The sequence below is a fragment of the Celeribacter naphthalenivorans genome (assembly GCF_020524585.1).
Taxonomy (GTDB): domain Bacteria; phylum Pseudomonadota; class Alphaproteobacteria; order Rhodobacterales; family Rhodobacteraceae; genus Celeribacter; species Celeribacter naphthalenivorans.
Genome location: NZ_JAIVLK010000005.1, coordinates 250,061 through 274,209, shown reverse-complemented (window position 1 = coordinate 274,209; position 24,149 = coordinate 250,061). Strand labels below are relative to the sequence as shown.

Annotated in this window: 27 protein-coding genes and 1 pseudogene; 18 read left to right on the top strand and 10 right to left on the bottom strand. The window is 60.8% G+C overall.

All coding sequences use genetic code 11. The features are described from left to right. Nucleotides 1-1,020 carry a phosphoadenosine phosphosulfate reductase gene (locus LC094_RS12870; protein WP_226553196.1) on the top strand — a complete coding sequence of 340 codons (1,020 nt, stop codon included), beginning with the start codon at nt 1-3 and terminating at the stop codon, nt 1,018-1,020. Between the two features lie 26 nt (nt 1,021-1,046). Here LC094_RS12870 and ureG read toward each other — a convergent pair whose 3' ends face one another. The 3 genes from ureG to LC094_RS12855 form a co-directional block, all read right to left on the bottom strand. Beyond that, nucleotides 1,047-1,661, bottom strand: coding sequence for an urease accessory protein UreG (ureG, locus tag LC094_RS12865; RefSeq protein ID WP_226553195.1), 615 nt, complete (start codon nt 1,659-1,661; stop codon nt 1,047-1,049). 129 nt (nt 1,662-1,790) lie between these two features. Continuing rightward, nucleotides 1,791-2,468: an urease accessory protein UreF gene (locus tag LC094_RS12860; RefSeq protein ID WP_404815007.1), complete on the bottom strand. Its 678-nt coding sequence runs from the start codon at nt 2,466-2,468 to the stop codon at nt 1,791-1,793. Beyond that, the gene (locus tag LC094_RS12855; RefSeq protein WP_226553194.1) at nt 2,422-2,997 is read right to left on the bottom strand and encodes an urease accessory protein UreE; all 576 of its coding nucleotides are present in this window, start codon (nt 2,995-2,997) and stop codon (nt 2,422-2,424) included. Before LC094_RS12855 ends, LC094_RS12860 begins: the two co-directional genes overlap by 47 nt. Before the next feature lie 74 nt (nt 2,998-3,071). On the opposite strand from LC094_RS12855, the gene LC094_RS12850 reads away from it, so the two are divergent. Next, the gene (locus LC094_RS12850; protein WP_226553193.1) at nt 3,072-4,154 is read left to right on the top strand and encodes a hypothetical protein; all 1,083 of its coding nucleotides are present in this window, start codon (nt 3,072-3,074) and stop codon (nt 4,152-4,154) included. Nucleotides 4,155-4,210: 56 nt separating this feature from the next. Beyond that, nucleotides 4,211-4,537 (top strand): hypothetical protein, encoded by a 327-nt coding sequence (locus tag LC094_RS12845; protein ID WP_226553192.1) that lies wholly within the window; start codon nt 4,211-4,213, stop codon nt 4,535-4,537. A gap of 59 nt (nt 4,538-4,596) precedes the next feature. Here the strand turns inward: LC094_RS12845 and LC094_RS12840 are convergent, their stop codons facing one another. From LC094_RS12840 to LC094_RS12815, 6 genes are all read right to left on the bottom strand, one after another. Beyond that, the gene (locus LC094_RS12840; protein WP_226553191.1) at nt 4,597-4,821 is read right to left on the bottom strand and encodes a hypothetical protein; all 225 of its coding nucleotides are present in this window, start codon (nt 4,819-4,821) and stop codon (nt 4,597-4,599) included. Between the two features lie 153 nt (nt 4,822-4,974). Beyond that, a complete protein-coding gene (gene ureC / locus LC094_RS12835) occupies nt 4,975-6,717 on the bottom strand; it encodes an urease subunit alpha (RefSeq protein ID WP_226553190.1) in 1,743 nt (580 codons plus the stop codon). Nucleotides 6,718-6,729: 12 nt separating this feature from the next. Beyond that, nucleotides 6,730-7,101, bottom strand: coding sequence for a lysozyme inhibitor LprI family protein (locus LC094_RS12830; RefSeq protein WP_226553189.1), 372 nt, complete (start codon nt 7,099-7,101; stop codon nt 6,730-6,732). Beyond that, complete coding sequence (locus tag LC094_RS12825; protein WP_226553188.1) at nt 7,101-7,406, bottom strand: urease subunit beta; 306 nt, start codon at nt 7,404-7,406, stop codon at nt 7,101-7,103. The genes LC094_RS12830 and LC094_RS12825 overlap by 1 nt, the downstream gene beginning before the upstream one ends. 10 nt (nt 7,407-7,416) lie before the next feature. Next, nucleotides 7,417-7,719: an urease subunit gamma gene (locus LC094_RS12820; RefSeq protein ID WP_226553187.1), complete on the bottom strand. Its 303-nt coding sequence runs from the start codon at nt 7,717-7,719 to the stop codon at nt 7,417-7,419. A 13-nt stretch (nt 7,720-7,732) separates the two neighbouring features. Next, nucleotides 7,733-8,599 carry an urease accessory protein UreD gene (locus LC094_RS12815; RefSeq protein ID WP_226553186.1) on the bottom strand — a complete coding sequence of 289 codons (867 nt, stop codon included), beginning with the start codon at nt 8,597-8,599 and terminating at the stop codon, nt 7,733-7,735. Between the two features lie 174 nt (nt 8,600-8,773). On the opposite strand from LC094_RS12815, the gene pyrC reads away from it, so the two are divergent. The 12 genes from pyrC (at nt 8,774) to LC094_RS12755 (ending at nt 20,610) form a co-directional block, all read left to right on the top strand. Next, on the top strand, nt 8,774-9,814 hold the full coding sequence (gene pyrC, locus LC094_RS12810) for a dihydroorotase (protein WP_226553185.1): 1,041 nt from the start codon (nt 8,774-8,776) through the stop codon (nt 9,812-9,814). A gap of 13 nt (nt 9,815-9,827) precedes the next feature. Further along, nucleotides 9,828-10,508 carry an orotate phosphoribosyltransferase gene (locus LC094_RS12805; protein ID WP_226553184.1) on the top strand — a complete coding sequence of 227 codons (681 nt, stop codon included), beginning with the start codon at nt 9,828-9,830 and terminating at the stop codon, nt 10,506-10,508. Nucleotides 10,509-10,710: 202 nt separating this feature from the next. Then, nucleotides 10,711-12,267 carry a replicative DNA helicase gene (locus tag LC094_RS12800; protein WP_226553183.1) on the top strand — a complete coding sequence of 519 codons (1,557 nt, stop codon included), beginning with the start codon at nt 10,711-10,713 and terminating at the stop codon, nt 12,265-12,267. A 74-nt stretch (nt 12,268-12,341) separates the two neighbouring features. Continuing rightward, nucleotides 12,342-13,382 carry an alanine racemase gene (gene alr, locus LC094_RS12795; RefSeq protein WP_226553182.1) on the top strand — a complete coding sequence of 347 codons (1,041 nt, stop codon included), beginning with the start codon at nt 12,342-12,344 and terminating at the stop codon, nt 13,380-13,382. Then, nucleotides 13,379-14,167: an MlaE family ABC transporter permease gene (locus LC094_RS12790; RefSeq protein WP_226553181.1), complete on the top strand. Its 789-nt coding sequence runs from the start codon at nt 13,379-13,381 to the stop codon at nt 14,165-14,167. Before alr ends, LC094_RS12790 begins: the two co-directional genes overlap by 4 nt. Next, nucleotides 14,164-14,913, top strand: coding sequence for an ABC transporter ATP-binding protein (locus LC094_RS12785; RefSeq protein ID WP_226553180.1), 750 nt, complete (start codon nt 14,164-14,166; stop codon nt 14,911-14,913). The genes LC094_RS12790 and LC094_RS12785 overlap by 4 nt, the downstream gene beginning before the upstream one ends. Continuing rightward, nucleotides 14,910-15,344: a paraquat-inducible protein A gene (locus LC094_RS12780; RefSeq protein WP_226553179.1), complete on the top strand. Its 435-nt coding sequence runs from the start codon at nt 14,910-14,912 to the stop codon at nt 15,342-15,344. The genes LC094_RS12785 and LC094_RS12780 overlap by 4 nt, the downstream gene beginning before the upstream one ends. Before the next feature lie 62 nt (nt 15,345-15,406). After that, nucleotides 15,407-16,777: a DNA repair protein RadA gene (radA, locus tag LC094_RS12775; RefSeq protein WP_219785162.1), complete on the top strand. Its 1,371-nt coding sequence runs from the start codon at nt 15,407-15,409 to the stop codon at nt 16,775-16,777. A 195-nt stretch (nt 16,778-16,972) separates the two neighbouring features. Next, nucleotides 16,973-17,527 carry a CvpA family protein gene (locus LC094_RS12770; RefSeq protein WP_226553178.1) on the top strand — a complete coding sequence of 185 codons (555 nt, stop codon included), beginning with the start codon at nt 16,973-16,975 and terminating at the stop codon, nt 17,525-17,527. A 354-nt stretch (nt 17,528-17,881) separates the two neighbouring features. Further along, the gene (gene purF, locus LC094_RS12765) at nt 17,882-19,387 is read left to right on the top strand and encodes an amidophosphoribosyltransferase (protein ID WP_226553177.1); all 1,506 of its coding nucleotides are present in this window, start codon (nt 17,882-17,884) and stop codon (nt 19,385-19,387) included. 4 nt (nt 19,388-19,391) lie between these two features. Then, nucleotides 19,392-19,910 (top strand): DUF2199 domain-containing protein, encoded by a 519-nt coding sequence (locus LC094_RS12760; RefSeq protein ID WP_226553176.1) that lies wholly within the window; start codon nt 19,392-19,394, stop codon nt 19,908-19,910. A 31-nt stretch (nt 19,911-19,941) separates the two neighbouring features. Then, nucleotides 19,942-20,610, top strand: coding sequence for an SDR family NAD(P)-dependent oxidoreductase (locus LC094_RS12755; protein WP_226553175.1), 669 nt, complete (start codon nt 19,942-19,944; stop codon nt 20,608-20,610). A 312-nt stretch (nt 20,611-20,922) separates the two neighbouring features. Here LC094_RS12755 and LC094_RS12750 read toward each other — a convergent pair whose 3' ends face one another. Continuing rightward, nucleotides 20,923-21,312, bottom strand: coding sequence for a VOC family protein (locus tag LC094_RS12750; protein ID WP_226553174.1), 390 nt, complete (start codon nt 21,310-21,312; stop codon nt 20,923-20,925). A gap of 87 nt (nt 21,313-21,399) precedes the next feature. Here LC094_RS12750 and surE point away from each other — a divergent pair, with 87 nt between their 5' ends. From surE to LC094_RS12735, 3 genes and pseudogenes are all read left to right on the top strand, one after another. Next, nucleotides 21,400-22,182, top strand: coding sequence for a 5'/3'-nucleotidase SurE (gene surE / locus LC094_RS12745; protein ID WP_226553173.1), 783 nt, complete (start codon nt 21,400-21,402; stop codon nt 22,180-22,182). After that, nucleotides 22,163-22,823: pseudogene (locus LC094_RS12740) on the top strand (protein-L-isoaspartate(D-aspartate) O-methyltransferase). The gene surE and the pseudogene LC094_RS12740 overlap by 20 nt, the downstream one beginning before the upstream one ends. A gap of 77 nt (nt 22,824-22,900) precedes the next feature. Beyond that, nucleotides 22,901-24,091 (top strand): LysM peptidoglycan-binding domain-containing protein, encoded by a 1,191-nt coding sequence (locus tag LC094_RS12735; protein WP_226553171.1) that lies wholly within the window; start codon nt 22,901-22,903, stop codon nt 24,089-24,091. The last annotated feature ends 58 nt before the right edge of the window (nt 24,092-24,149 follow it).

Below are 24,149 nucleotides of genomic sequence, written 5' to 3'. Positions count from 1 at the left end.
ATGAGTGAGCAGGAGACTGAACTGCAAAAGGCCATGAAGGGGATCGAGGATATTTCCGATTTCCCGCGTGATGAATGGTGCGAAGCGATCGAAGGCTTAAGCGAAGAGCTTGGCTATTTCGAACCGCTGGGCGAGCATCACAGCGTGGCCTTTCTCGACGAAAAACCCCGGCTGCTCGTCACTTTCGAAAGCTATGAGCGCACCACGGAGCGCACCGAAAAAGGCTATCCCATCGGCATGTCTTTGGCGGGTGAGCACGGCTGGTCGTCTCTGACGCTGATCTCCCACGGCCCCGACGAGACCGGCGATTGGTTCCGCTCGAAACATATCTACCGCTATTTCGACCGCCTCGTGGACGAAGGCTTTTTCGAAGATTTCGACCAGGTGGTGTTCTACGGCGCGGGCGCCTGTGGCTATGCGGCGGCGGCCTATTCCGTCGTGGCCCCCGGCGCCACGGTGATCGCCGTCGCGCCTCAGGCCACGCTGAACGGACGTCTGGCGTCTTGGGACGCGCGTTTTCCGAAAACCCGGCGCATGGATTTCACCACGCGCTACGGGTTCGCGCCCGACATGTTGGAGGGCGCGGAAAAGGCCTATGTGCTCTACGACCCCAAGGTCGAGGCCGACGCCATGCATGCCGCGCTGTTCAACGCGCCGCATATCACCCGCGTGCCCTGCCGCCTGTTCGGCATCGATCCGGAATATGAGATCATGGAGATCAACGCGCTGGCGCCGATCCTCGAGGCCGCGATGCAGAGCCGCCTCACCCAGCGCGTGATCACTCAGGCCCTGCGCAAGCGCCGGTCGCACATGGGCTATCAGCGCCGTCTGTTGGCGGAACTGGCCCCCAGTTCTCGCCCCTATCAGACAGCGCTGTTCTGTCGCTACGTGCTGCGCCAGCGCCGCAATGCCCCGCGTTTCCGCCGGGCTTACGATTTGGCGATGGAAGTGCTCGAAGGTGAGGGCAAGGCCCTGCCGCCCGCACAACCGGCGGCAAAGGCCAAAAACGAGACGGCTTGAAAGACCGCGTGAGATAAAAGGGGGGCTCAGGCGAGCCCGCCCTCTTCCTCGACAAAGCGCACGACCTCTTCGACGCCCTTGCCGTGGCGCAGCGCCGCCATGACATAGGCATTGGTGCCGCGCGCGCGTTTCGTGTCCTCTTCCAAGAGCACCGGATCGACCCCCACATAAGGCGCCAGATCGACCTTATTGACCACCAACATATCCGAACGCGTCACGCCGGGGCCACGTTTGCGCGGGATGTCCTGACCGGCCGCTGTGTCGATCACATAGATTGTCAGGTCGGCCAATTCCGGCGAAAACGTCGCGGCCAGATTGTCGCCACCGCTCTCGATCAGGATCACATCGAGATCGGGAAATTTTTCGGACAGATCGGCCACAGCCGCGAGGTTGATCGAGGCATCTTCGCGGATCGCCGTATGCGGACAGCCCCCGGTTTCGACGCCGCGAATGCGCTCCATCGGCAGGATTTGCTGGCGCATCAGGGCCTCGGCATCCTCGCGCGTGTAGATGTCATTGGTGATGACCGCGATGGAGTATTTTTCCGACAGCGCCTTGGCCAGCACCCCCGTTAGCGTGGTTTTCCCGGCGCCCACCGGGCCACCGATCCCCACACGCAAAGGTCCGTTTGGTGATGCCATTTTTGTCTCCTGTCTAAAGCGCTTTTCGTTTCATCTGAATCAGACTGAGCGAAAAACGTTGCCACACTGAATTGATATTGCAGCATTTCTCAAAATTGAGTGCCTCAAGTTTTTTGAGAAACGCTTTGCTCAGGTCTTGAAAATTCTGACGTCCATATCCTCATGGCGCGCCGCGTTCAAATCGGCGGCAAAGGCGCCGGTTGTGAGGCTCTCGGGCGTGGCGGTCAGGGCCACCTCGGCCACCTGTTCGATCTCTGTGTGAAGCTGCGACAACACCGTCTGCCCCGCCGCTTGGCCCAGCGGGATGAACCGCACGCCAGCCGACACAAGATTCGAGGTAAAGCTATGAAGATAAAGCGCAATCACAGTTTTCGCAGGCAGGTCCAGATCCCGCGCTGCCTCCCCCACCGCGACCGGCAAGGCGCGCGCGGGTCGTGCGGGGCCGCCCATCTGCGCCACAGTCGCGACAAAGGCCTGCCCCTGCTCAAAGGTCTCCGCCCAGCGCTCTTTCGAGCCCGCCAGAGCCTCCGCCAGATCGCCCATCTCTTGCGCATCGGCACCTTGAAGGACCATCGCCAAAAGGCAGGCGTCCACTTGCCCGCCACCCCGCGTCAGGATCACACGGAGCCAGCTTTCAAGCCCCGCCGCATCGCGGACATGGCCGTCGGAAATCGCCAGTTCCAGCCCATGCGAATAGGCAAAGGCGCCCAAGGGAAAGGAGGGCGAGAGCCATTGAGTCAGGGTCAAAAGCGCGTGCGGATCAGTCATGGTGATGGTGGTGGTGAGAGTGCCCCTGGTCGTGATCATGGGAATGATCATGTTCCTGGCTGTGCCCGTGATCATGGCTGTGGTCATGGCTATGTCCATGATCGTGCCCCCCGTGATCATGTCCCCCATGATCATGCCCCATCGTGCGGCCATGGCCATATGCCCCACCTTCGGGGCTGAACGGCGCCATGATCGCGGTTACCTCTGCGCCAAGCTGTTCCAGCATCGCCTTGAGCACCGGATCGCGTTGGATCACAAGCCGGTCGGCCGCGATTTCACAGGGCGTGTGCCGGTTGCCGATATGCCAGGCATAGCGCGTCACCGTCTCGCCCGTGATGGCAAAAAGCTCTTCCTCGGCGGCGCGCACCCCGATCACCGTGCCGTCATCGCAGGCAAACCCGTCGCCCTCGGCAATAGAAACCGTCTGCGGCAAATCGACAAAGATCGACACGCCCGCCTCACTCGTCAGTTTCTTGCGCCGCAGCAGCCGCTGATCATAGGTCAGCGCCACAAAATCCTTGGCTTTCGCGCCACAGCCCTTGCAAATTTCATAGGCTTTTTTGCTCATTTTACTCCTCCTGTCAGGAATTGGGACTTTCTTAACCGACTCGCCCCCAAATGGAAGGCAAGGAGACCCTGCCCATGACGTCCATGCATGATCACACCCCACTCGATGCTGTCGATGCGCTCTTTGAGCTGCGCGCGCAAATGGCGCGGCTGCGCGATCTCGAGGCCGAACTTTGCGATGAAATCCGCAGCTTTGCGACAGAAAACGGTGAGGAAAAGATTTTTGGAGCAACCCGTGTCGCCGTGATCGAAACCCGGACACCGACGCGGGTCGATCCCGCCAAGCTGCCGCATGCAATTCTGAGTGATCCGCATTTTTTTGCCACCGAAGAGGAAACCGTCGTGCTGCTCTGGCCACGGCCCGCGGTGGCGCAGGCAGCGATCTCCGCGCCTGTGGTGCCGTCTGTGCCGATAAAGGAGGAGTCTGCAATCCAATCTCCCCAAGAGATTGAGGCGACCGCCCCAGACATCATGGCGGATGAAACCGAAGCATTCGAGGGTCCAGACCACGAGGAAGCCTTTCCGAGTAAAGATATTTCTCTGGGCGTCGCCGAACCTGACCCGGTCGAAATACCCCTTAAGGATGTCACAGACACCACCGCTGTGGAGATGCGCACCATCGGCGTTCCGCTTGAGGAGAAGGATGATCCGGTCACAGAGATGTACGACGTCGAAGAGACGGTCTTGGCCGCATCGGACGACAGCCCCCCTGTCGATCCCGCAATGCCCGAGGTCAACGTTGCCCCAGACGCCTTCGTCAATGCCGATGATCCTTTCGGTTTGAAAGCGGCCTCTTCACAGGAGGCCGTCATGGCAGCGGACATGCCACTGATCGATGCCCATGGTGCCGTAGAAGGCGAAACGCCAAAGGATTTGCGCCCGACCGAACATGCCCATTTGCAACCGCTTGCCGGTTTGCCGGACGAAGATGTGGCGCAAATGACCCCTGAAACCGAAGACATGCTCGCGCCCGCGACCCTGCCGGACGCCTTGGACATCGCACAGGCTCTGGAAGCCCAGGCGGACCAGCTTGCCGATCTGCCCTCAGATGTCGCACAGCCCCCGCGCGCCTCCGTCACCACCGATTTCGAGGGCAACGACCTCATGCCAGCCACCGCCTTTTCATCCCGTCGCATCGCCGTGGGTGGAGAAACCTGACCCTCGGGTCCCAAAGACATCAATTGCGCCCAATTCGATCCAGAAGGAGAGACACAATGTACATGACCCGCTCGCCCGTTGACGAACTTGCCCGGCTCCGCGCAAAAATCGCCGAGCTGCGCGCCCGCGAGGCTGCCCTTGAAGCCCGCTTTATCGAAGGCAACGACACGGGCCGTTTTCCCGGCTACAGTTGTGATGTTGTCGTGTCTCGCACCGCCTATCAGGTCTTCGACATTTCCAAACTGCCGCAGCACATCCTGAACGACGACCGCTATTACGCAACCAAACATGTCACCTCGATCCGCATCGAAGACCGCGATGAAAGCGACGCCGTGATCATGCTCGGCGGGCCGGACGAGTTTCAAGTGCTCGAACACCTTTGAACGCGGAGCAACCTGCGCCGCCCGACGCGCCGAACCGATGCGCCGCGTATCAGCGCCCGCTAGACGGAAAACAGGTCGCGAAACACGTAATGCGGGATGCGGTCGCGGGTGATCCCGAGCTTCAACAACTCGGCATCGCTCATCGCGTCGAGGCGCGCAAGTTCGCCCAAACGTTTGCGCCGGACGGCATAGGCGTTCACCCCTTGCCCCAATGTGGCAAAGAACAGATCGAGCCGCGCTCTGAGGCTTGGCGTGAGAATGGCGATATTGGCGACATGCTGCATGTCTGGAAACCTCTCTGATGGACGGTTTCCTCCCTATAATTTCAGGGTAGACCAAAGGGGTGAACACACAATGCAACACCCGCTTCACTCACGCCAAAGCCCGCACGACGCCGCGAAAAGCCGCATCGTACAGGTCGTCTGCTCGCAGAACCATCAGAACAAGAAGTAGCGCTGCGCCATCGGAAGCTCTGTGGCGGGTTCACAGGTCAGCAATTCGCCATTCGCCCGCACCTCGTAAGTCTCGGGGTTCACTTCGATCTCCGGCGTCGCATTGTTCATCACCATCGAGGATTTGCCGATCCTGCGGGTGTTCTCCACCGCAACCGTCGTTTTGGCGAGACCAAGCGCCTTGCCCACGCCCTCGGCCTGCGCGGCTTGGCTGACAAAGAGCACGGCGGAATTCTCGACCGCACGGCCCATGGAGGCAAACATCGGACGGCTATAGACCGGCTGCGGCGTCGGAATGGACGCGTTCGGATCGCCCATCTGCGCCACGGCAATCGAGCCGCCCAGCAAAACCATCTCCGGTTTCACCCCGAAAAACGCAGGTGACCAGACGACCAGATCGGCGCGTTTTCCGACCTCGACGGAGCCAATATGCTGGCTCATCCCATGCGCAATCGCCGGGTTGATCGTGTATTTCGCCACATAACGTTTGACCCGCACATTGTCATTGTCGCCGGTCTCATCCGACAGACGTCCGCGCTGTTTCTTCATCTTATCGGCGGTCTGCCAGGTGCGAATGATCACCTCACCCACACGGCCCATCGCCTGACTGTCCGACGAGATGACAGAAAACGCGCCCATGTCATGCAGGATGTCTTCGGCGGCAATGGTTTCCTTACGAATGCGGCTTTCGGCGAAGGCCACGTCCTCGGGGATCGATTTGTCGAGGTGGTGACAGACCATCAACATGTCGAGGTGTTCTTCGAGCGTGTTTTGCGTGAAAGGCCGCGTCGGGTTGGTGGAGGACGGCAGGATGTTCTCATGGCCGACCACCTTGATGATGTCCGGCGCGTGACCGCCGCCTGCGCCTTCGGTGTGATAGGCATGGATCGTGCGGCCTTTGATGGCGGCCAGCGTGTTTTCCACAAAGCCGCTCTCATTGAGCGTATCCGTGTGGATCATCACCTGCACATCCATGTCATCGGCCACCGACAGACAGCAATCAATCGCCCCCGGCGTCGTGCCCCAATCCTCGTGCAGCTTCATCGCGGCGGCGCCCGCCTTGATCATCTCGACCAGAGCCTGCGGCTGGCTGGCGTTGCCTTTGCCCGCGAGTGCGATGTTCATCGGCACGCCGTCCAGCGCCTGCAACATCCGTCCGATGTGCCAAGGCCCCGGCGTACAGGTGGTCGCAAGCGTGCCATGCGCCGGCCCCGTGCCGCCGCCCAGCATCGTGGTCAGGCCAGAATGTAGAGCATCTTCAATCTGTTGCGGGCAAATAAAGTGGATGTGGCTGTCAAAACCGCCCGCCGTGATGATCCGGCCCTCACCCGCAATCGCCTCGGTCCCCGGCCCGACAATGATGTCCACGCCCGGCTGCGTGTCGGGATTGCCCGCCTTGCCAATGCCCGCGATGCGCCCGTCCTTGAGACCGATGTCGGCCTTGTAGATGCCCGTCACATCGAGGATCAGCGCATTGGTGATCACCGTATCAACGGCGCCCTCGGCGCGGCTTTTCTGCGACTGGCCCATGCCGTCGCGGATCACCTTGCCGCCGCCGAATTTGACCTCTTCGCCGTAAAGCGGTGCGTTGCGGCCCGCTCCGGCCAGCTCGGAGGTCAGGTCGCGCTCGACCTCGATGATCAAATCGGTGTCCGCCAGACGCACCCTGTCGCCGGTGGTCGGCCCGAACATATCGGCATAGGTCGCGCGGGAAATCTTTGCAGGCATGTGTTAACCCTCTCAATTCATCTCGTAGACGGCGCGCATCTCTTCGGTGCGCTGGCGCGTCAAATGTTCCAAACAGGTGTAGACGATCAGCGGCTGGATCGAGCCGCCCTCGAACAGGATGCCCTCAGCCTCGCAGGCGGCATCGCGATACGGAATCCACGCGCGCTGCGCCGTCCGCAGCGCCTCGGCGGTCTCTTCGCTCATGCTTTTCGCCCGATCCATGGCCCAAGCGTAGGTGTCATTCAGATCCTCATCCGCCTTCACCCAAGCCTCTTGGGCACATGCATTCATGGCGGATTGCGTCATCGCATCGTCGCAATCGAGCGCCTGCGCAGATGCCCCGAATGGCACAATAAAGGCCAAAGATAAGAGGGCCTTGCGCATCACAGCTGACCCATCACTTTCTGGTTGAAGCCGTAAACCTCACGCGCGCCCGACAAAGGCACGAGGTCGACCTCCCGCGTCTGACCCGGCTCGAACCGCACCGCAGTCCCCGCGGCGATATCGAGACGTTTGCCCTTTGCCGCCTCACGGTCGAATGCGAGCCCCACGTTCGTTTCGTAGAAATGATAATGCGAGCCGACCTGCACCGGACGATCGCCGGTATTGGACACGGTCAGCGTCGTCACTTCGGCGCCTGCATTCAGCTCGATCTCACCATCTTGGATGAAATATTCTCCGGGTATCATGACCTGCTCCTTAGCGAATGGGATGGTGAACGGTGACAAGCTTGGTGCCATCGGGGAACGTCGCCTCGACCTGCACCTCGTGGATCATCTCCGCGATCCCCTCCATGCACATGTCTTTCGTCACCACATGCGCCGCCGTTTGCATCAATTCGGACACCATTTTGCCGTCACGCGCGCCCTCGACCACGAAATCGGTGATCAGCGCGATCGCCTCCGGGTGGTTCAGTTTCACACCCCGCTCCAACCGGCCCCGCGCCACCATGGCGGCGAGCGAGACCAAAAGCTTGTCTTTTTCCCTGGGCGTCAGGTTCATCGTCGTCCCTCATTCACATTTGCCAGACTCGCGGCACATCCGCCTGTCTGATCGTCTTCAAAACCTGCGCCACATAGCGGCGCAATGGATAGCCATCCCCGGCCATCGCCCGGATCACCAGCTTGCCGTTCCAGCCGGAGACCCCTGCCGTGACGCCGTCTTGGGTGATCTGTTTGATCAGCTCGGCCTGCGCCTCCGCACCTTGGGCAAAGAGCCCGATGGTGGCAATGGCGCGCGCGCCGCCAAGCGTGGCGGCATGGTCGCGGGTCGCCAAAAGCCCCGCGTCGATTTCCAAGGGCTCAAGAAATTCCAGCCGCCCGGCGCGACGAATGTCGCGACGATCCGTCAGATGCAGCGTCTCAATCACCTCGCCCATGGCAGCGCGGCCCAACACGAGGCTCTCGACAAAAAGAAACCGCGCGTCGCCCGCGATCTCGGCAGATGTCCGGCGCGACAGGCGGGATTTTTCGAACAGAATGGTTTCCTGCGGCAACCACTCCAAAGACGCCCCTGCCCCCGCAATCAAGGACACGGACACCTCCGCATCGGCGCCGCCCTCAACCGAAGCATAAGCCCGTTCGGCGGTTTGCGTGGTGCCGATGAGGCGCCCGCCACATTGAACCTCAAGCCGGTAGTCCAACCGGTCTCCAGCGGTCAACCCCCCGGATGTATTGAGAAAAACCACTTCGGGCACAGCGGAATGCACCTTTGGCATCATCGCTTTCGCGGAGCCGGATTGGTGCAGATCGCGCAGACCTTTCGGCCCCATCACCACATGGGCACGGCCCCGAACCCGCTGCATCACAGGGTGCTCGACCTGCGTCGCGACGGGCGTCGCCGCCGCCTGCAAAGTCTCATCTGTGCGCCGCGTGTCCAGCATTCGGGTCCTCCAAGTCGTGCCGAGACTAGCGGCACCCGGCGACCAGCTTCAATCCCACAACCGGCGCTTCACAAATGAAAGCTCCCAAAAACCAACCAAACGCTCAAAAAATAAGCGCATGCCAGACCATCGCTCTCTCTGGCGCTTTTCTTCGGAAAGAGGTAATCCAAGCGCATGACCGAGACTCTCACCATCCGCCGCCCCGACGACTGGCACCTGCATCTGCGCGATGGCGCGATGCTGGAGGCCGTCCTGCCCGAAACCACGCGCCATTTCGCCCGCGCCATCGTGATGCCGAACCTCGTGCCGCCGGTGGTCACCATGGATGATGCAAGCGCCTACCGCGAACGCATCCTCAAGGCGAACCCGCGCAAGGGCCAGTTCGACCCGCTGATGACGCTCTATCTCACCGAACAAACCGACCCCGACGACGTGGCTTTGGCGCATGCCTCGGGTCTGGTGAAAGCGGTGAAGCTTTATCCGGCAGGCGCCACGACCAACTCCGCCTCTGGCGTCACGCATTTCGATAAGGTGCGGCCTGTGTTGGAAAAAATGGCGGAGATCGGCCTGCCGCTTTGCGTTCACGGCGAGGTGGTGCATGGCGACGTGGATATTTTCGACCGCGAGAAAGTCTTCATCGACACGGTGCTGGACCCGATCCGCACCTCGACCCCCGGCCTCAAGGTGGTGATGGAGCATATCACCACGAAAGAGGGCGCGGACTATGCCCGCGAAGGCGGCGCAAACCTTGGCGCGACGATCACGACGCACCATCTGGTGATCAACCGCAACCACATCCTCGTGGGCGGGATCAAGCCGCATTACTACTGCCTGCCGGTGGCGAAACGCGAGACCCATCGTCTGGCGCTGGTCGAGGCCGCGACCTCGGGTGATCCGAGCTATTTCCTGGGCACCGACAGCGCGCCGCATCTCGATGGCGACAAAGAGAGCGCCTGCGGCTGTGCCGGTTGTTTCACCGCGACCAACACCATGTCGATCCTCGCCGAAGTGTTTGAGGCCGAGGGCGCGCTGGACAAGCTTGAGGCCTTCACCTCGATGAACGGGCCGAATTTCTACGGGCTGCCGCTCAATGAGGCGACGATCACCCTGCGCAAAGGCACGCCGGTGCAATATCCCACGAAAATCGACACCCCCAACGGGCCGGTGACGGTGTTCGACCCGCAAATGCCGCTCCACTGGAGCGTAGAGGCCTAAAGAGAGACTGACCATGATCCCTTCGTCCTTCCCCGATGAGACCGAAATCGCCCGGCTGACGGCGCGCATGCTGTTGGAAATCGGCGCGGTGAATTTCCGCCCCGAGGACCCCTATATCCTCGCCTCCGGCCTGCCCTCGCCCACCTATATCGACTGCCGCAAACTGATCTCCTACCCGCGCATCCGCTCGACGCTGATGGATTTCATGGCGGTGCAGATCATGCGTCAGGCCGGTTTCGAGGCCTTTGACAACATCGCCGGGGGCGAAACCGCTGGCATTCCGTTCGCCGCCATGGTGGCCGAACGTCTTGGCCTGCCGATGTCTTACGTGCGCAAAAAACCGAAAGGCTACGGCCGCAACGCCCGGATCGAAGGCGCAATGTCTGAGGGCGAGCGCGTGCTTTTGGTCGAGGATCTGACCACCGACGGCGGCTCGAAACTGTCCTTCGTCGATGCGATCCGTGAAACCGGCGCGAGCTGTGGCTGGACCGCTGTGATTTTCTACTACGGCATCTTCCCGGAGACGGAAAAGACACTGGGCGATCATGGGGTGAACCTCATCAGCCTGTGCACCTGGTGGGACGTTCTGGCCGAGGCGAAGAAACAGAAAATCTTCGACGCCGGCACGCTGGCCGAGGTCGAACATTTCCTCGGCGCACCGCGCGCCTGGCAGGAAAAGCACAAGAAAGACTGAGCTCGAAGAGCCCTAGACCTCATGCCCAAAATTTGAACGCCGCTCGAGAGGGCGGCGTTTTTCTTTGCATCCCGCAGGCTTAGCCCGACCCGCGGAGTTATCCACAAAATATACACTTTGCGATGCCCCGCCCGAGTGGTCTAAGACACTCAAATCCGAGAGCAACACGCGACTCGCGGGTCATAAAAGAGGGCAGAACAAAATGAGTGAAATCGCCAAACTCGACAGCCATCGCGGTGAGAAATCCGCCGATGCCGAGGCCGCATCGGGCACGGAGACTGGCGGCAATGGCGCCTCTTTGATCACCTCTTACGCGGGTGCCGCACCACATAATATCGAGGCGGAACAACAGCTTCTGGGTGCGCTTCTGACCAACAACGATGTTTTCGACAAGATCGTGTCGATCATCGCGCCGGATCATTTCTACGACCCGGTCCACAAAGATATTTTCGATAAAGCCTCCGAGCGCATTTCGAAAAACATGCTCGCCTCGCCGGTGACGCTCAAGGCCTATATGGAGGACCACGTCGGCCTTCAGGAGCTGGGCGGCACAGCCTATCTCGCACGTCTCGCCGCTTCGGCTATCTCGACCTATGCGGTGCGCGACTATGCCCAGCTGATCTACGATCTGTTCCTGCGCCGTCAGCTCATTGAGCTCGGCAATGAAATCGCGGGCGCGGCCTCTTCAGGTTCTGACACACGCGACCCGAGTGAACAGATCGTCGCCGCCGAACAAAAGCTCTACGGCCTCGCCGAACAGGGCAAGGGCGAGACCGGATTTACCTCCTTCCTCTCCGCTGTCACCCAGGCCGTTTTGAACGCCAACGCCGCCTATGAGCGCGGCGGCGGCATGGCCGGGGTCGCGACGAAACTCGTTGATCTCGATAAGAAAATGGGGGGCCTTCACCCTTCCGACTTGATCATTCTTGCGGGGCGTCCCTCGATGGGGAAAACCTCGCTGGCGACCAACATCGCCTTCAACATCGCCAAGTCCTACAAAAAGGGGCAACTGCCCGACGGTCGCCAAGGCGCCGTCGAGGGCGGCGTTGTGGGCTTCTACTCGCTCGAGATGAGCGCCGAACAGTTGGCGGCGCGTATTCTCGCCGAGGCCTCCGAGATTTCCTCGCACAAGATCCGCCAAGGTGACATGACCGAGGAGGAATTCCGCCGCTTCGTCGATGCCGCCAAGACGCTGGAAAGCTGCCCGCTTTATATTGATGACACGCCTTCGATCCCGATCTCGCAGCTCGCGGCCCGCGCCCGCCGTTTGCAGCGAACCCATGGGCTTGATCTGTTGATCGTCGACTATCTGCAACTTGTGCGCGGCACCTCGCGGACCGAGGGCAACCGGGTGCAGGAGATCGGCGAGATTTCCATGGGCCTCAAGGCCATCGCGAAAGAGTTGAACATCCCGGTGATCGCGCTGTCACAGCTCTCGCGGACGGTGGAATCCCGCGACGACAAACGCCCGCAGCTGTCGGATTTGCGCGAATCCGGCTCCATCGAGCAGGACGCCGACGTGGTGATGTTCGTCTACCGTGGCGAATATTATAAAGAGCGCGAAAAGCCCGATGACGACAACCTCGAGGCGATGGAAAAGTGGATGGCCGATATGGAGCGCCTGCACGCCAAGGCCGAGGTCATCCTCGGCAAGCAGCGTCACGGTCCGATCGGCACGGTCGAATTGAGTTTCGAGGCGGAGTTCACCCGCTTTGGCAACCTCGCCGCCGACCGCTACAACAACTACGATTACGAATAAATTCAACGTGTAAAAGGTTAGGCTCGCGTCCTTTCGCCTTGCGACTCTCGGCGCACGCCGTCAAATACATCGACATGGGTACTTCAGTTCTACAAATCGATCTCGGGGCTCTGGCCGACAATTGGCGCGCCCTCGACAAGCTCTCCTCCGACGCGGTGGAAACCGCCGCCGTCGTGAAGGCCGACGCCTATGGATTGGGTGTCGCGAAGGCCGCGCGGGCCTTGATGAAAGCCGGCGTGAAAAAGTTTTTCGTGGCCGCCGCTGAAGAAGGCGTGACTCTGCGTCAGGCCGTAGGACCAACGCCGTGGATCGGCGTTTTCTCCGGCCATATGGCGGGCGACACCGACATGATCGGCGACATGAGTCTGGTGCCGATGCTCAACTCGCTCGACCAGATCACCCGCCATTTCGAGGCCCTGCCCGGCGCGCCTTTCGGCATTCAGCTCGACACAGGCATGAACCGGCTTGGTCTTGAATCCGCCGAATGGGATGCGGTCAAAGCATTGGTCCTCAAGGCAAATCCCGATCTGATCATGAGCCATCTGGCCTGCTCCGACGAACCAGATCATCCGATGAATGCCCAGCAATTGGCGGCATTTCGCGAGATGACCGACGGGGTCAAGGTGCCCCGTGCGCTCTCCGCGACCGGCGGGTTGTTGTTGGGGCCTGACTATCATTTCGACCTCGTGCGCCCCGGCATCGGGCTTTATGGCGGCTTTCCCTATGAGGACGGCAAACCGGTCGTGAAACTTGAATGCCCGGTGATCCAGACCCGTGACGTCATGCCCGGTGAAACGGTCGGCTATTCGAACAGCTGGACCGCAGACGTGCCCTCGCGCATCGCCACCGTCTCGGCGGGCTATGCCGACGGCATCACCCGGTTGATTTCCAACAAGGCGGTTCTGTTTGACGGATCGATCCCCTGCCCGCTCGTGGGCCGTGTGTCGATGGACCTGATCACCGTGGACATCACCCATCTCGATCATGTACCGCGCGCGCTCGATCTGTTGTGCGCGCATCAGACGCCGGACGATCTGGCCACCATCGGACAGACCATCGGCTATGAAATCCTGACCTCTCTGGGCGCGCGGTATCAGCGCCGCTACATCGGATGACCGCGCTTGTGACCCGCCCTCTGGCCGCGCTCGGGGCTATGGTGCTGGCCGCATTGGCCAGCGTCGGGCGGGTGGCCATGTTTGCGCTTTCGGCCTTTCGCCACATCATCACGCCGCCGTTCTACGGCCGCGAATTCCTGCATGCTTTGATGACTGTGGGCTATCTGTCGCTGCCCGTCGTGGGGCTGACCGCGATTTTCACCGGCGGGGCTCTGGCGTTGCAAATCTATGCAGGTGGTTCGCGCTTCTCCGCCGAACAGGTCGTGCCGCAGATCGTCGCCTTGGGTGTTGTCCGCGAGCTTGGTCCCGTCATGGTCGGCCTGATGATGGCTGCGCGCGTGACCTCGTCGATTGCCGCCGAGATCGCCACGATGAAGGTCACCGAACAGATCGACGCATTGGTCACGCTCTCGACCGATCCGATGAAATATCTCACCGCGCCGCGCGTCTTTGCCGGTCTGGTCACCGTGCCTTTGCTCGTGGCCGTGGGCGACACCATCGGCGTCTTCGGCGGCTGGTTCGTCTCGACGCAATCGCTGGGGTTCAATCCGGCGACCTACCTCAAGAACACCATAGATTTTCTTGAGGCCTCCGACATCATCTCCTCGCTCGTCAAGGGCGCAGCCTTTGGCGTGATCGCGACCCTGATGGGGTGCTATTTCGGCATGAACTCGGGCCGAGGCGCACAAGGCGTGGGGCGGGCGACGAAATCCTCCGTGGTGGCCGCAGCCGTCCTGATCCTCGCGGCCAACTTCCTTTTGACGCAGGCGTTTTTCAGCACATGATCAGCTTAGAGAATGTCCATAAAGCCTTTGGCTCCAAAGAGATTTTGCGCGGTGTTGACCTGAATGTCGCGCGTGGCGAAAGCTGTGTCATCATCGGCGGCTCGGGCACCGGAAAATCGGTGACGCTGAAATGTATCCTCGGGCTGATCTCGCCGGATCAAGGCACGATCAAAGTGGGCGGCGAAGACATCACCGCCACCGGCGACCGCGATGCTTTTTTGGCCCGGTTCGGCATGTTGTTCCAAGGGGCTGCGTTGTTCGACAGTCTTCCGGTCTGGCAGAACGTCGCCTTTCGCCTCTTACGCGGCTCGCTCAAGCGTCCGAAATCTGAGGCCCGCGAGATCGCCATCGAAAAGCTACGCCGCGTGGGGCTTGGCCCAGATGTGGCCGATCTTTTCCCCGCCGAACTGTCGGGCGGGATGCAGAAACGTGTGGGGCTGGCGCGTGCCATCGCCGCCGATCCTGAGATCATCTTCTTTGACGAACCGACAACGGGCCTCGACCCGATCATGGCGGGTGTGATCAACGAATTGATCCGCGAGATCGTCGTCGAAATGGGCGCAACCGCCGTGACGATCACCCATGACATGACCTCCGTGCGCGCGATTGCCGACAAGGTCGCGATGCTGCACCGGGGCAAAATCCGCTGGTTCGGGCCCGTCGCCGAGATGGACAGCGCGGACGATCCCTATCTCAAACAGTTCATCACCGGCTCCGCAGAGGGGCCGATTGAAACGCTGCGATGAGCAAGCTGCGCCTTCTCAACCTGTCGCTCGTGATCCTCTTCCCCATCGCCTGGGCTGCACCGTTGATGAAAGCGGGGCTTTTGCCGCTGTTTTCCCTGTCGGAAATCTCGGTTCTCTCCGGCATCGGGGCATTGTGGGAAAAGGACAAGTTTTTGGCCCTTATCGTGGTATTTTTCGCGATTTTGGCACCAATTGGGAAAGTTTTGGCGATGGAGGGCCTGCTGTCTGGCCGCCTGCCAGAACGCGTGAAACCTTGGCTCTATCACCTTGGGCGGTTGGCGATGACCGATGTGTTCCTGATCGCGATCTATATCACGGTCGCGAAGGGCATCGGGGTTGGACGGCTTGAGGTGGGCTGGGGGCTTTATCTGTTTACGTTTTGCGTGCTTGTGAGCTTGGGCTTGAGTATTTTGGCCAAGAAGAAGATCTGAGTGCTTGCGGAGACCCCGCGCGGCAGACTAGAACGAAGCAAGAACAACTTAGAGGCAGCAGAATGGCCAAGGCGCAGAAGAATTTCGTGTGCTCCAATTGCGGGGCGGTGACGACCAAATGGTCGGGGCGCTGTGATGGCTGTGGAGAGTGGAACACGATTGTCGAGGAACAGCCGCTTTCTGCTGCGGGGCCTGCAAAAAAGACGCTGGGCGGGATGCGGGGCAAGGAAATTCCGCTCTCGAAGCTTTCGACCAAGGAAAGCCCGCCGCCGCGCACCTCTTCGGGTCTTGAGGAATTCGACCGGGTGCTGGGCGGCGGCCTTGTGCCTGCCTCGGCCATTTTGGTCGGCGGCGATCCGGGGATCGGCAAATCGACGCTTTTGTTGCAGGCGGCGGCACGGTTTGCGGGCGCAGGTCTTAAGGTCATCTATATTTCCGGCGAGGAAGCCAGCGCGCAGGTGCGGATGCGGGCGCAGCGGCTGGGGCTGGCCGAGGCCAATGTGCAACTGGGTGCCGAAACCAATCTGCGCGATATTTTGACGACCTTGGAGAAGGAAGAGCCGGATCTGGTGATCATCGACTCGATCCAGACCATGTGGGCCGACAACGTCGAAAGCGCGCCGGGATCGGTGTCGCAGGTGCGCGCGGCGGCGCATGAATTGACCACATTCGCGAAGACACGGGGCGTCTCCGTCGTGCTTGTGGGCCATGTCACCAAAGAGGGCCAGCTCGCCGGGCCGCGCGTGGTCGAGCACATGGTCGACACGGTTTTGTATTTCGAAGGCGAGCGCGGGCATCAGTTCCGGCTTTTGCGCGCGGTGAAGAACCGTTTCGGTCCGGCGCATGAGATCGGTGTGTTCGAGATGACCGGCGACGGGTTGTCCGAGGTGACGAATCCTTCGGCGCTGTTTCTGTCCGAACGCGATCAACCGGCGCCCGGCTCGGTGGTCTTTGCGGGCATCGAGGGCACAAGGCCGGTTTTGGTGGAATTTCAGGCGCTTGTCGCCCCCTCACCCCACGCGCAGGCGCGGCGCACGGTGGTGGGCTGGGACGGATCGCGCCTGGCGATGATCCTCGCCGTGTTGGAAGCGCGCTGTGGCATCCCCTTCGCGGGGCTGGATGTCTATCTCAACGTGGCGGGCGGCATGAAGGTGTCGGAGCCCGCCGCCGATCTTGCCGTGGCCGCAGCCCTTTTGTCCGCGCGTGAGGATGCGGCTTTGCCAAAGGATTGCGTCGTTTTCGGCGAGTTGTCGCTGTCCGGGAGCCTCCGCCCGGTGGGCCAGACCGAGAACCGGTTGAAAGAGGCCAAGAAGCTTGGCTTTGCCTCCGCCATCGCACCTGCGCAATCGAAAGCGGGCGAGAAAAGCGGCATGGAAATGCGGTTGATGAGCGATCTCGTGGGCTTTGTCGGCGAGGTCTTTGGTGCCGGGTGAGGCGCCGGATAAAACGCCGGGTAAAACCACACTCTGAAGCGGATCAAACGGGCGCCACCTCCCCACATGCCAGCTTTTTTACCGCAACCCGGCGAAAAAGGTGGGAAAAAGGTTGAACAAATTCTCAAAACTTGGTTCTTCACCGGCGAGCCTTTCCTGACGGGAGGGCGAGTGAGTTTTGACGAAGGACGTGCCATGGAAGGCTTTACTATCATCGACGGCATCGTGGCGCTGGTCATCATCGTGTCGGCCATTCTCGCCTATAGCCGCGGTTTTGTCCGCGAAGGCATGGCGATTGCCGGTTGGATCGTGGCGGCGATTCTGGGCTATATGTTTGCGCCCAAAGCCGTGCCGCTGGTGAAAGAAGTGCCGTACTTAGGCGATTACATCACCGGCTCTTGCGAATTGTCGGTGATCACCGGCTTCTTCGCGGTTTTCGCGCTGGCGCTGATCGTTGTATCGGTCTTCACGCCGCTGTTTTCTTCCGCCGTGCAACGCTCTGCCCTTGGTGGCATCGATCAGGGGCTTGGGTTCCTGTTCGGAGTGCTCAGAGGCATCGTTCTGGTCGCCATCGCTCTGGTCGTGGTGGACCGTGTGTCGACCGGTGATCCGATCGAGGTCTTGGAAAACTCCCGCACGGCCAAGGTCTTTGCCCGTTCCCAAGACAAGATCGACGAGAGCCTGCCGGACGATGCGCCGGATTGGATCACGCAGCGTTACGAGGCACTGGTTTCCACCTGCACGCAGTAAACGCGGCGACACAAAATCTGCAAAGGCGGCCTTTCGGGTCGCCTTTTTCTTTGTGCCTCCACGATCAACACGCCCCTGCAATTTTTAAGAAACGCTTTATGTGATCCTTTCGTGACACTGGCTTTGATAGGCCTTAAAGGAGGGGCAAGACACCCGTGACAGGATTCGGAGCCCGGCTGGATGCGCCTTTCGCCCCAGACCTATACCTTTGAGCTTGGCGTATTGGATTGCGTCGGAACAGGTGCACCCTCTCAACTGAGACCTTCTCAACTCACCATGACCGGGGCCCTGCCCCATTGGCCTCTCTGACCATGACGGCAGAGATCGCAGCGACGACGAATTGGAGCGACTGATATGTGCGGGATTTTTGGGATCGCGAGCCGGACGAACGATGTCTTTGCGGAGCTCTACGACGGGCTTTTGATGCTTCAGCATCGGGGCCAGGACGCCTCGGGCATCGTGACCTATGACGGCGAGTTCTTTCGCGAACGCAAAGGCTCCGGCCTCGTGAAAGACGTGTTCGGCCCGCAGGATGCGCCGAACCTTCTGGGCCGCCTCGGGCTTGGCCATGTGCGCTATCCCACCGCGGGCTCGCTTTCCGCTGCCGAGGCCCAACCGTTCTTCGTCAACGCGCCTTACGGCATCTACCTCGTGCACAACGGCAATATCACCAACACCGAAGAGCAGCGCGCCAAGGTGGTCGGCAAATATTCCCGCCATCTGCGCACCACGTCGGACAGTGAAATCCTGTTGAACGTGCTGGCCGACAAGGTTTCCGACGCCATCAAGGTGAACGGCACCGACGATCCGGTGCGCAACATTCTGGCCGGTGTCAAAATGACCATGGAGCGGGTGCAGGGCGCCTATTCCGTGATCTGCCTGATCGCAGGCGTCGGCCTTTTGGCCTTCCGCGACCCGCATGGCATCCGTCCGCTTTCCGTTGCGAAACGTGAAACCGATGCGGGTGACGAATATTCCTTTGCGTCTGAGGACGTGGCTTTTGGCATCAACGGCTTTGAGAAAATTCGCGACATGGCCCCGGGCGAAGCGATCCTGATCGACCTCGACGGCAACATGCACACGCGTCAATGTGTCGAGGGCAAGCTGACGCCCTGTATCTTTGAATATGTCTATCTCGCCCGTCCCGACAGCATGCTCGACGGCATCTCCGTCTATAAAACCCAGCTCCGCATGGGCCAGACGCTGGCGCAACAGATCATGGAGAGCGGGTTCGAGATCGACGCGATCATCCCGGTGCCGGACAGCGCGCGCCCTGCCGCGCTTGAGGTCTCCAACATCACCGGCATCCGCTACCGTGAGGGTCTGGTGAAAAACCGCTATGTGGGCCGGACCTTCATCATGCCGGGACAAAGCGAACGTCAGAAATCCGTGCGCCGCAAGTTGAACGCCATGGAATTGGAGATGAAGGGGCGCAACATCCTCTTGGTCGACGACAGCATCGTGCGCGGCAATACGATCAAGAAAATCGTCCAGATGTGTCGCGAAGCCGGCGCCAAGAAAGTCTACATCGCCTCCGCCTCCCCGCCGGTGAAATACGCCAATGTCTACGGCATCGACATGCCGACGAAACACGAGCTGATCGCCAACAACCGCAGCGTTGAGCAGATTTGCGAGTATCTCGACGCGGACGGGCTGATCTATCAAAAGCTCGAAGACCTGATCTGGGCCGCCAAAGAGGGCAACCCCGACATTGAGGCCTTTGATTGCTCTTGTTTCAACGGCGAATACGTGACGGGCGTCTCAAAGGAATACCTCGCCTCTCTGGAGTCCTCTTCGCGCGTGAGCGAAAAGATGAAGGACAAGGGCGTCGAGAAAGCCACCACCTCGCTGGCGAGCTGAACCTTTGGCCTCCCTTCTCGATCTCGACCCGCGTTGGCGCGCGCTCATGGACCCTGATGGACCGTTTGGCGGGCTGATCGACATCGGTTTCGATCACCCCTCCGACTGGCCGCATGAGGCGCGCGCAGAGGCCCCCTTTGTCAAAGCGGGCGACGATCAACTGGCCTCTGAGCTGTGCCGGCTCGGGGATCGGCGGTTCCTGCGGGCGACGCTCTCCCTGCCCGTGCGCGGCTCCGAGGAGGCATTGATGGTGGCGCTTTGGGCCGAGGTGCCGCATGCGGTGTTCTATGCCTATCTCGAGCTTCTGGACGGCGGCGCTGTGCCCGAGACGACGCCCGCGACACTGGCCAACGACCTGTCGCCGCTGGCAGCTCAGGGCAGTCAGGTGACGCTCGATTTCGGCGATGGCACGGCACGGCCCGCGGCAATCAGCGCCGATGCGAAAGACATTTCCCTCGATCAGCTCATTGATCTCTACGAGGCCACCGGGACACTCGCGCGCACTGCGCTCAAATCCTCTTGACGCGGCTTCTGGCAAGCGCCACACAAATCCCATGACAGAGATCCCAAAAATCGCCCTCATCACCGGCGCCTCGCGCGGCCTTGGCTTTTTCCTCGCCGAGGCTCTGGCCCCCGACTATCACATCGTCGCCGTCGCCAAGACGACCGGCGCGCTCGAAGAGCTCGATGACCTGATCAAGGCCAAGGGCGGTCAGGCCACTTTGGCGCCGATGGATGTCACCAACCCGGACGCCATGGCGCATCTCTGTCGCGGCATTTACGACCGTTGGGGTCACTTGGACCTCTGGGCGCATACCGCTGTTTATGCACAACTTTTGTCCCCTGCCGATCACATGGATCCGAAAGATTTCGACCGCACGATGAACACCAATGTCATCGCGACCGGCAAGCTGATCCCGATGATCTCGCCTCTGTTGACGATGGGCGATACGCCGGGTGACGCGCTGTTTTTCGAGGACAACCACGCGGGCGAAAAATTCTTTGGCGCCTACGGTGCCTCGAAAGCCGCGCAGATCGCCATGGCGAAAAGCTGGCAGGCCGAGACGGCGGCCATGGACAAGGCCCCCCGCGTCCACATCCTGTCGCCCAACCCCATGCCCACCGCCACCCGCGCACGGTTCTTTCCGGGCGAGGACAGAGCGACACTCACCCACCCGCGCGACGAGGCCCCACGGCTGTTGAAAGAGGCGGGGCTACTCTAAAGCCCTCAGATAGTGGCGGACGATTGTATCCGACCTCGAAGTGGATATCATTTCGAACTTAGGTGTTGAGAGGTAATCAAATATTGGAAAATACTTGTTGGTTTTGCGGCGAGACTATTCAATTAAGCGATGTCCATGCAGTTAAAATTACACTGGAAAATCTGATGTGTAATTCCGACGCATCCCAAACCATCGCATCTCATGCTGAATGCGCCAAAATGCGGTTCTCAGGTGCAACCATGGAGTTCGACCCAGAAATTTTCGCCTGTTGAAGCATGCGCGGGCTGTCCCCTCTGGACCCCAAGCCTTCCCTCACAGAGGCGCAAACAAATCCACGCGGTAGCCATCCGGGTCGGCCACAGTCGCATATCGTTGCCCCCAAAACGCATCCCAAGGCTGGGTCAGCACCGCAAACCCCGCCTCTTTGATCTGGGCCGCCAGAGCATCCACCTCCGCCGGATTGTCGCACAATAGCGCAAAGCAGGAATGGTTCGGCGCGCGCGGCGCTTCGCCCGTCAGTTTTTCCATCAGACTGGCATGATCGATCATCAAACGCGGCTCTCCCGGCGCCCGCACCGGCTCGACGTGATCCTCTGTGACAAAGCCGCCCTCGAAATCGAACCCCAAGAGCGTATAGAACGCCATCGCCCGCTCCATATCGGTCGCGGTGACCGCAACAGCGTCCAAAACAGGTTTTCCCATAGGTTTTTCCTCTCAGATCGGGCGGGCGACTTGCCGCGATTCCCAGCCTGCTTTAAGGACATAGGCAACACAAGAGAAAGCGAGCCCATGCGCATCCTGATCACCAATGACGACGGCATCAACGCGCCGGGTCTGAAAACCTTAGAGGCCATCGCGGCAGAGATCTCCGGCCCCGAGGGCGAGGTCTGGGTGGTCGCGCCGGCGTTTGAGCAATCCGGCGTCGGTCATTGCATTTCCTACGCCAGCCCCACGATGATTTCCGAACTGGGCCCGCGCCGCTGGGCCGCCGAGGGCTCGCCTGCGGATTGCGTTCTGGCGGGGCTGCACGACATCCTGCCCGCGCGTCCCGATCTGGTGCTCTCCGGCGTCAATCGTGGCAACAACGCGGGCGAAAACGTCATGTATTCCGGCACAATCGGCGGCGCCATGGAGGCTGCGTTGCAAGGTGTGAAAGCTATCGCCCTGTCGCAGTTCCTCGGCCCGCGCAACTATGAGGCCGAAGACCCGTTCGAGGCCGCGGCCCAACACGGCGCCCGCGTGATCCGGCATCTTCTGGACAATGCACCTTGGGGAGAAGACGACGTTTACCGCCTGTTTTATAACGTGAATTTCCCGCCGATCCCGGCCTCTGACGTGAAAGACATCACGGTCGCCCGCCAGGGCCGCCGCAAAACCGCAGGCTTCGTGATGGAGGGCCAGGTTTCCCCCACCGGGCGGCGTTTTTTGTGGGTGCGCGGCTCCGAGCAATCTGTGGATACAGGCCAGGGCACCGATGTGACCGCCAATCTCGAAGGCCATATCTCGGTGACGCCGATGCGCGCCGATCTGACCGCGCATGACATGATTGCGGATCTGGAGCGCGCCCTCTGATGGTCATGACCCCTGAAGCCAAAATGCAATATCTCTTCACGCTCCGCTCCAAGGGCGTGATGGATCAGCGCACGCTTCAGGCCATGGAAAAGATCGACCGGGGCGATTTCGTCAAAGGCCTCTTTGCGGAACGCGCTTATGAGGACATGCCGCTGCCCATCGCCTGCGGCCAGACCATTTCGCAACCCTCCGTGGTGGGGCTGATGACCCAGGCTTTGAACGTGCAGCCACGCGACAAGGTGCTCGAGGTCGGCACAGGATCGGGCTATCAGGCCGCCGTTCTGAGCCAGCTTGCCCGCCGGGTCTACACGGTGGATCGCTATGCCCGTCTGGTGCGCGAGGCGCAGAACATCTTTAACCGTCTGGGCATCGTCAACATCACCTCGATGTCGGCGGACGGCTCATTCGGCCTGCCCGATCAGGCGCCTTTTGATCGCATTCTTGTGACTGCTGCCGCAGAGGACCCTCCCGGGCCCCTCTTGGCGCAGTTGAAAACAGGCGGTATCATGGTCCTGCCGGTCGGTCAGTCCGACGCCGTGCAAAGCCTGATCAAGGTGACGCGGCTCGAGGATGGTTTCGATTACGAAGAACTGCGCGCCGTGCGTTTCGTGCCCCTCGTCGAGGGGATGGGTCAGGAGTGACATATACAGGCCTCCAGCAAAGAGAGGCGCACCGGGGATCGGAGAACCGATGCCCCCGCCATTGAGGACAGAGTGAGATGACGATTTTTTCGACGTTTGAGACCCGCCGTGCCGGATTTGCGATGATGGGCTGTGCCGTTCTGGCGCTGAGCGCCTGTGACAAGCCGATCGATTTCGATCTGCGGGGCATGACGGATGCGTTTTCCACAGCGCCCGCCGCCTCGGAAGCCAAGACCATCTCGAAACCGACGCCCAACGCGCAGGGCATCATCTCTTATCCGAATTATCAGGTCGCTGTCGCCAAACGGGGTGACAGCATCGCCGATGTCGCGAACCGCACCGGCCTGTCTGTGAACGAGTTGGCGCGCTACAATGGCATCACCGATGACGTCACCCTGCGCGAAGGCGAAGTGATCGCACTTCCGCGCCGCGTTGACGGCACCTCTGCGGCCACCCGCGCAGGCACCATCGCCTCGGGCGAGCGGATCGACATCACTGCGCTGGCCGAAGAAGGGCTGAGCAACGCCGGAAGCGGCCAGACGACTACGACGACCACCACCACGATGACGCAGGCCAACCCCTCCGACCCGATTGAGGGCATGGAACCGGTGCGGCACCAGGTGAAACGCGGCGAAACCGCCTATTCCATCGCCCGCACCTACGGCATCTCCGTGCGTGCGCTGGCGGATTGGAACGGTCTCGATTCCGATCTCTCCGTCGAGGAAGGCCGCTACCTGCTGATCCCGGTGAAAGCCTCCGAAGTGACCGCGCAAGCGTCCGAGACGCAGCCGGGCCAAGGCACACCGACGCCCACACCGCCTTCGGCCTCCGAGCCCCTGCCCGACCCGGATGCCGCGAAACCCGCCCCCGCGACGACCAAACCGGCGGCGGATCTCGGCGCGACGCAAACTTCGACCACCTCGGAAATGGCCAAGCCCGTCTCGGGCGCGATCATCCGCGATTACGACAAGACGAAATCCAAATTCATCCTCTTCGCCGCCACCTCCGGCACGCCGGTGAAAGCCGCGAAAGACGGCACAGTGAAGCTGATTTCCACCAACGCAGACGGCGTGAAAATCATGGTCGTGGATCACGGTGGCGGCTTGCAAACGGCCTATAGCTTCATCGACGACATCGCGGTGAAGAAAGGCGATAGCGTGAAACGCGGCCAGACGATTGCCAAGGTGACGGCCAACGAATTCAACGCCTTGCAGTTCATGGTGTTCAAAGGCACCCAGACGGTCGACCCGACGCCTTACCTGAACTGACGGACTTTTTGAGTATTTAGACAGCAAAGGAAACGGGGAGGTTTTGCCTTCCCGTTTT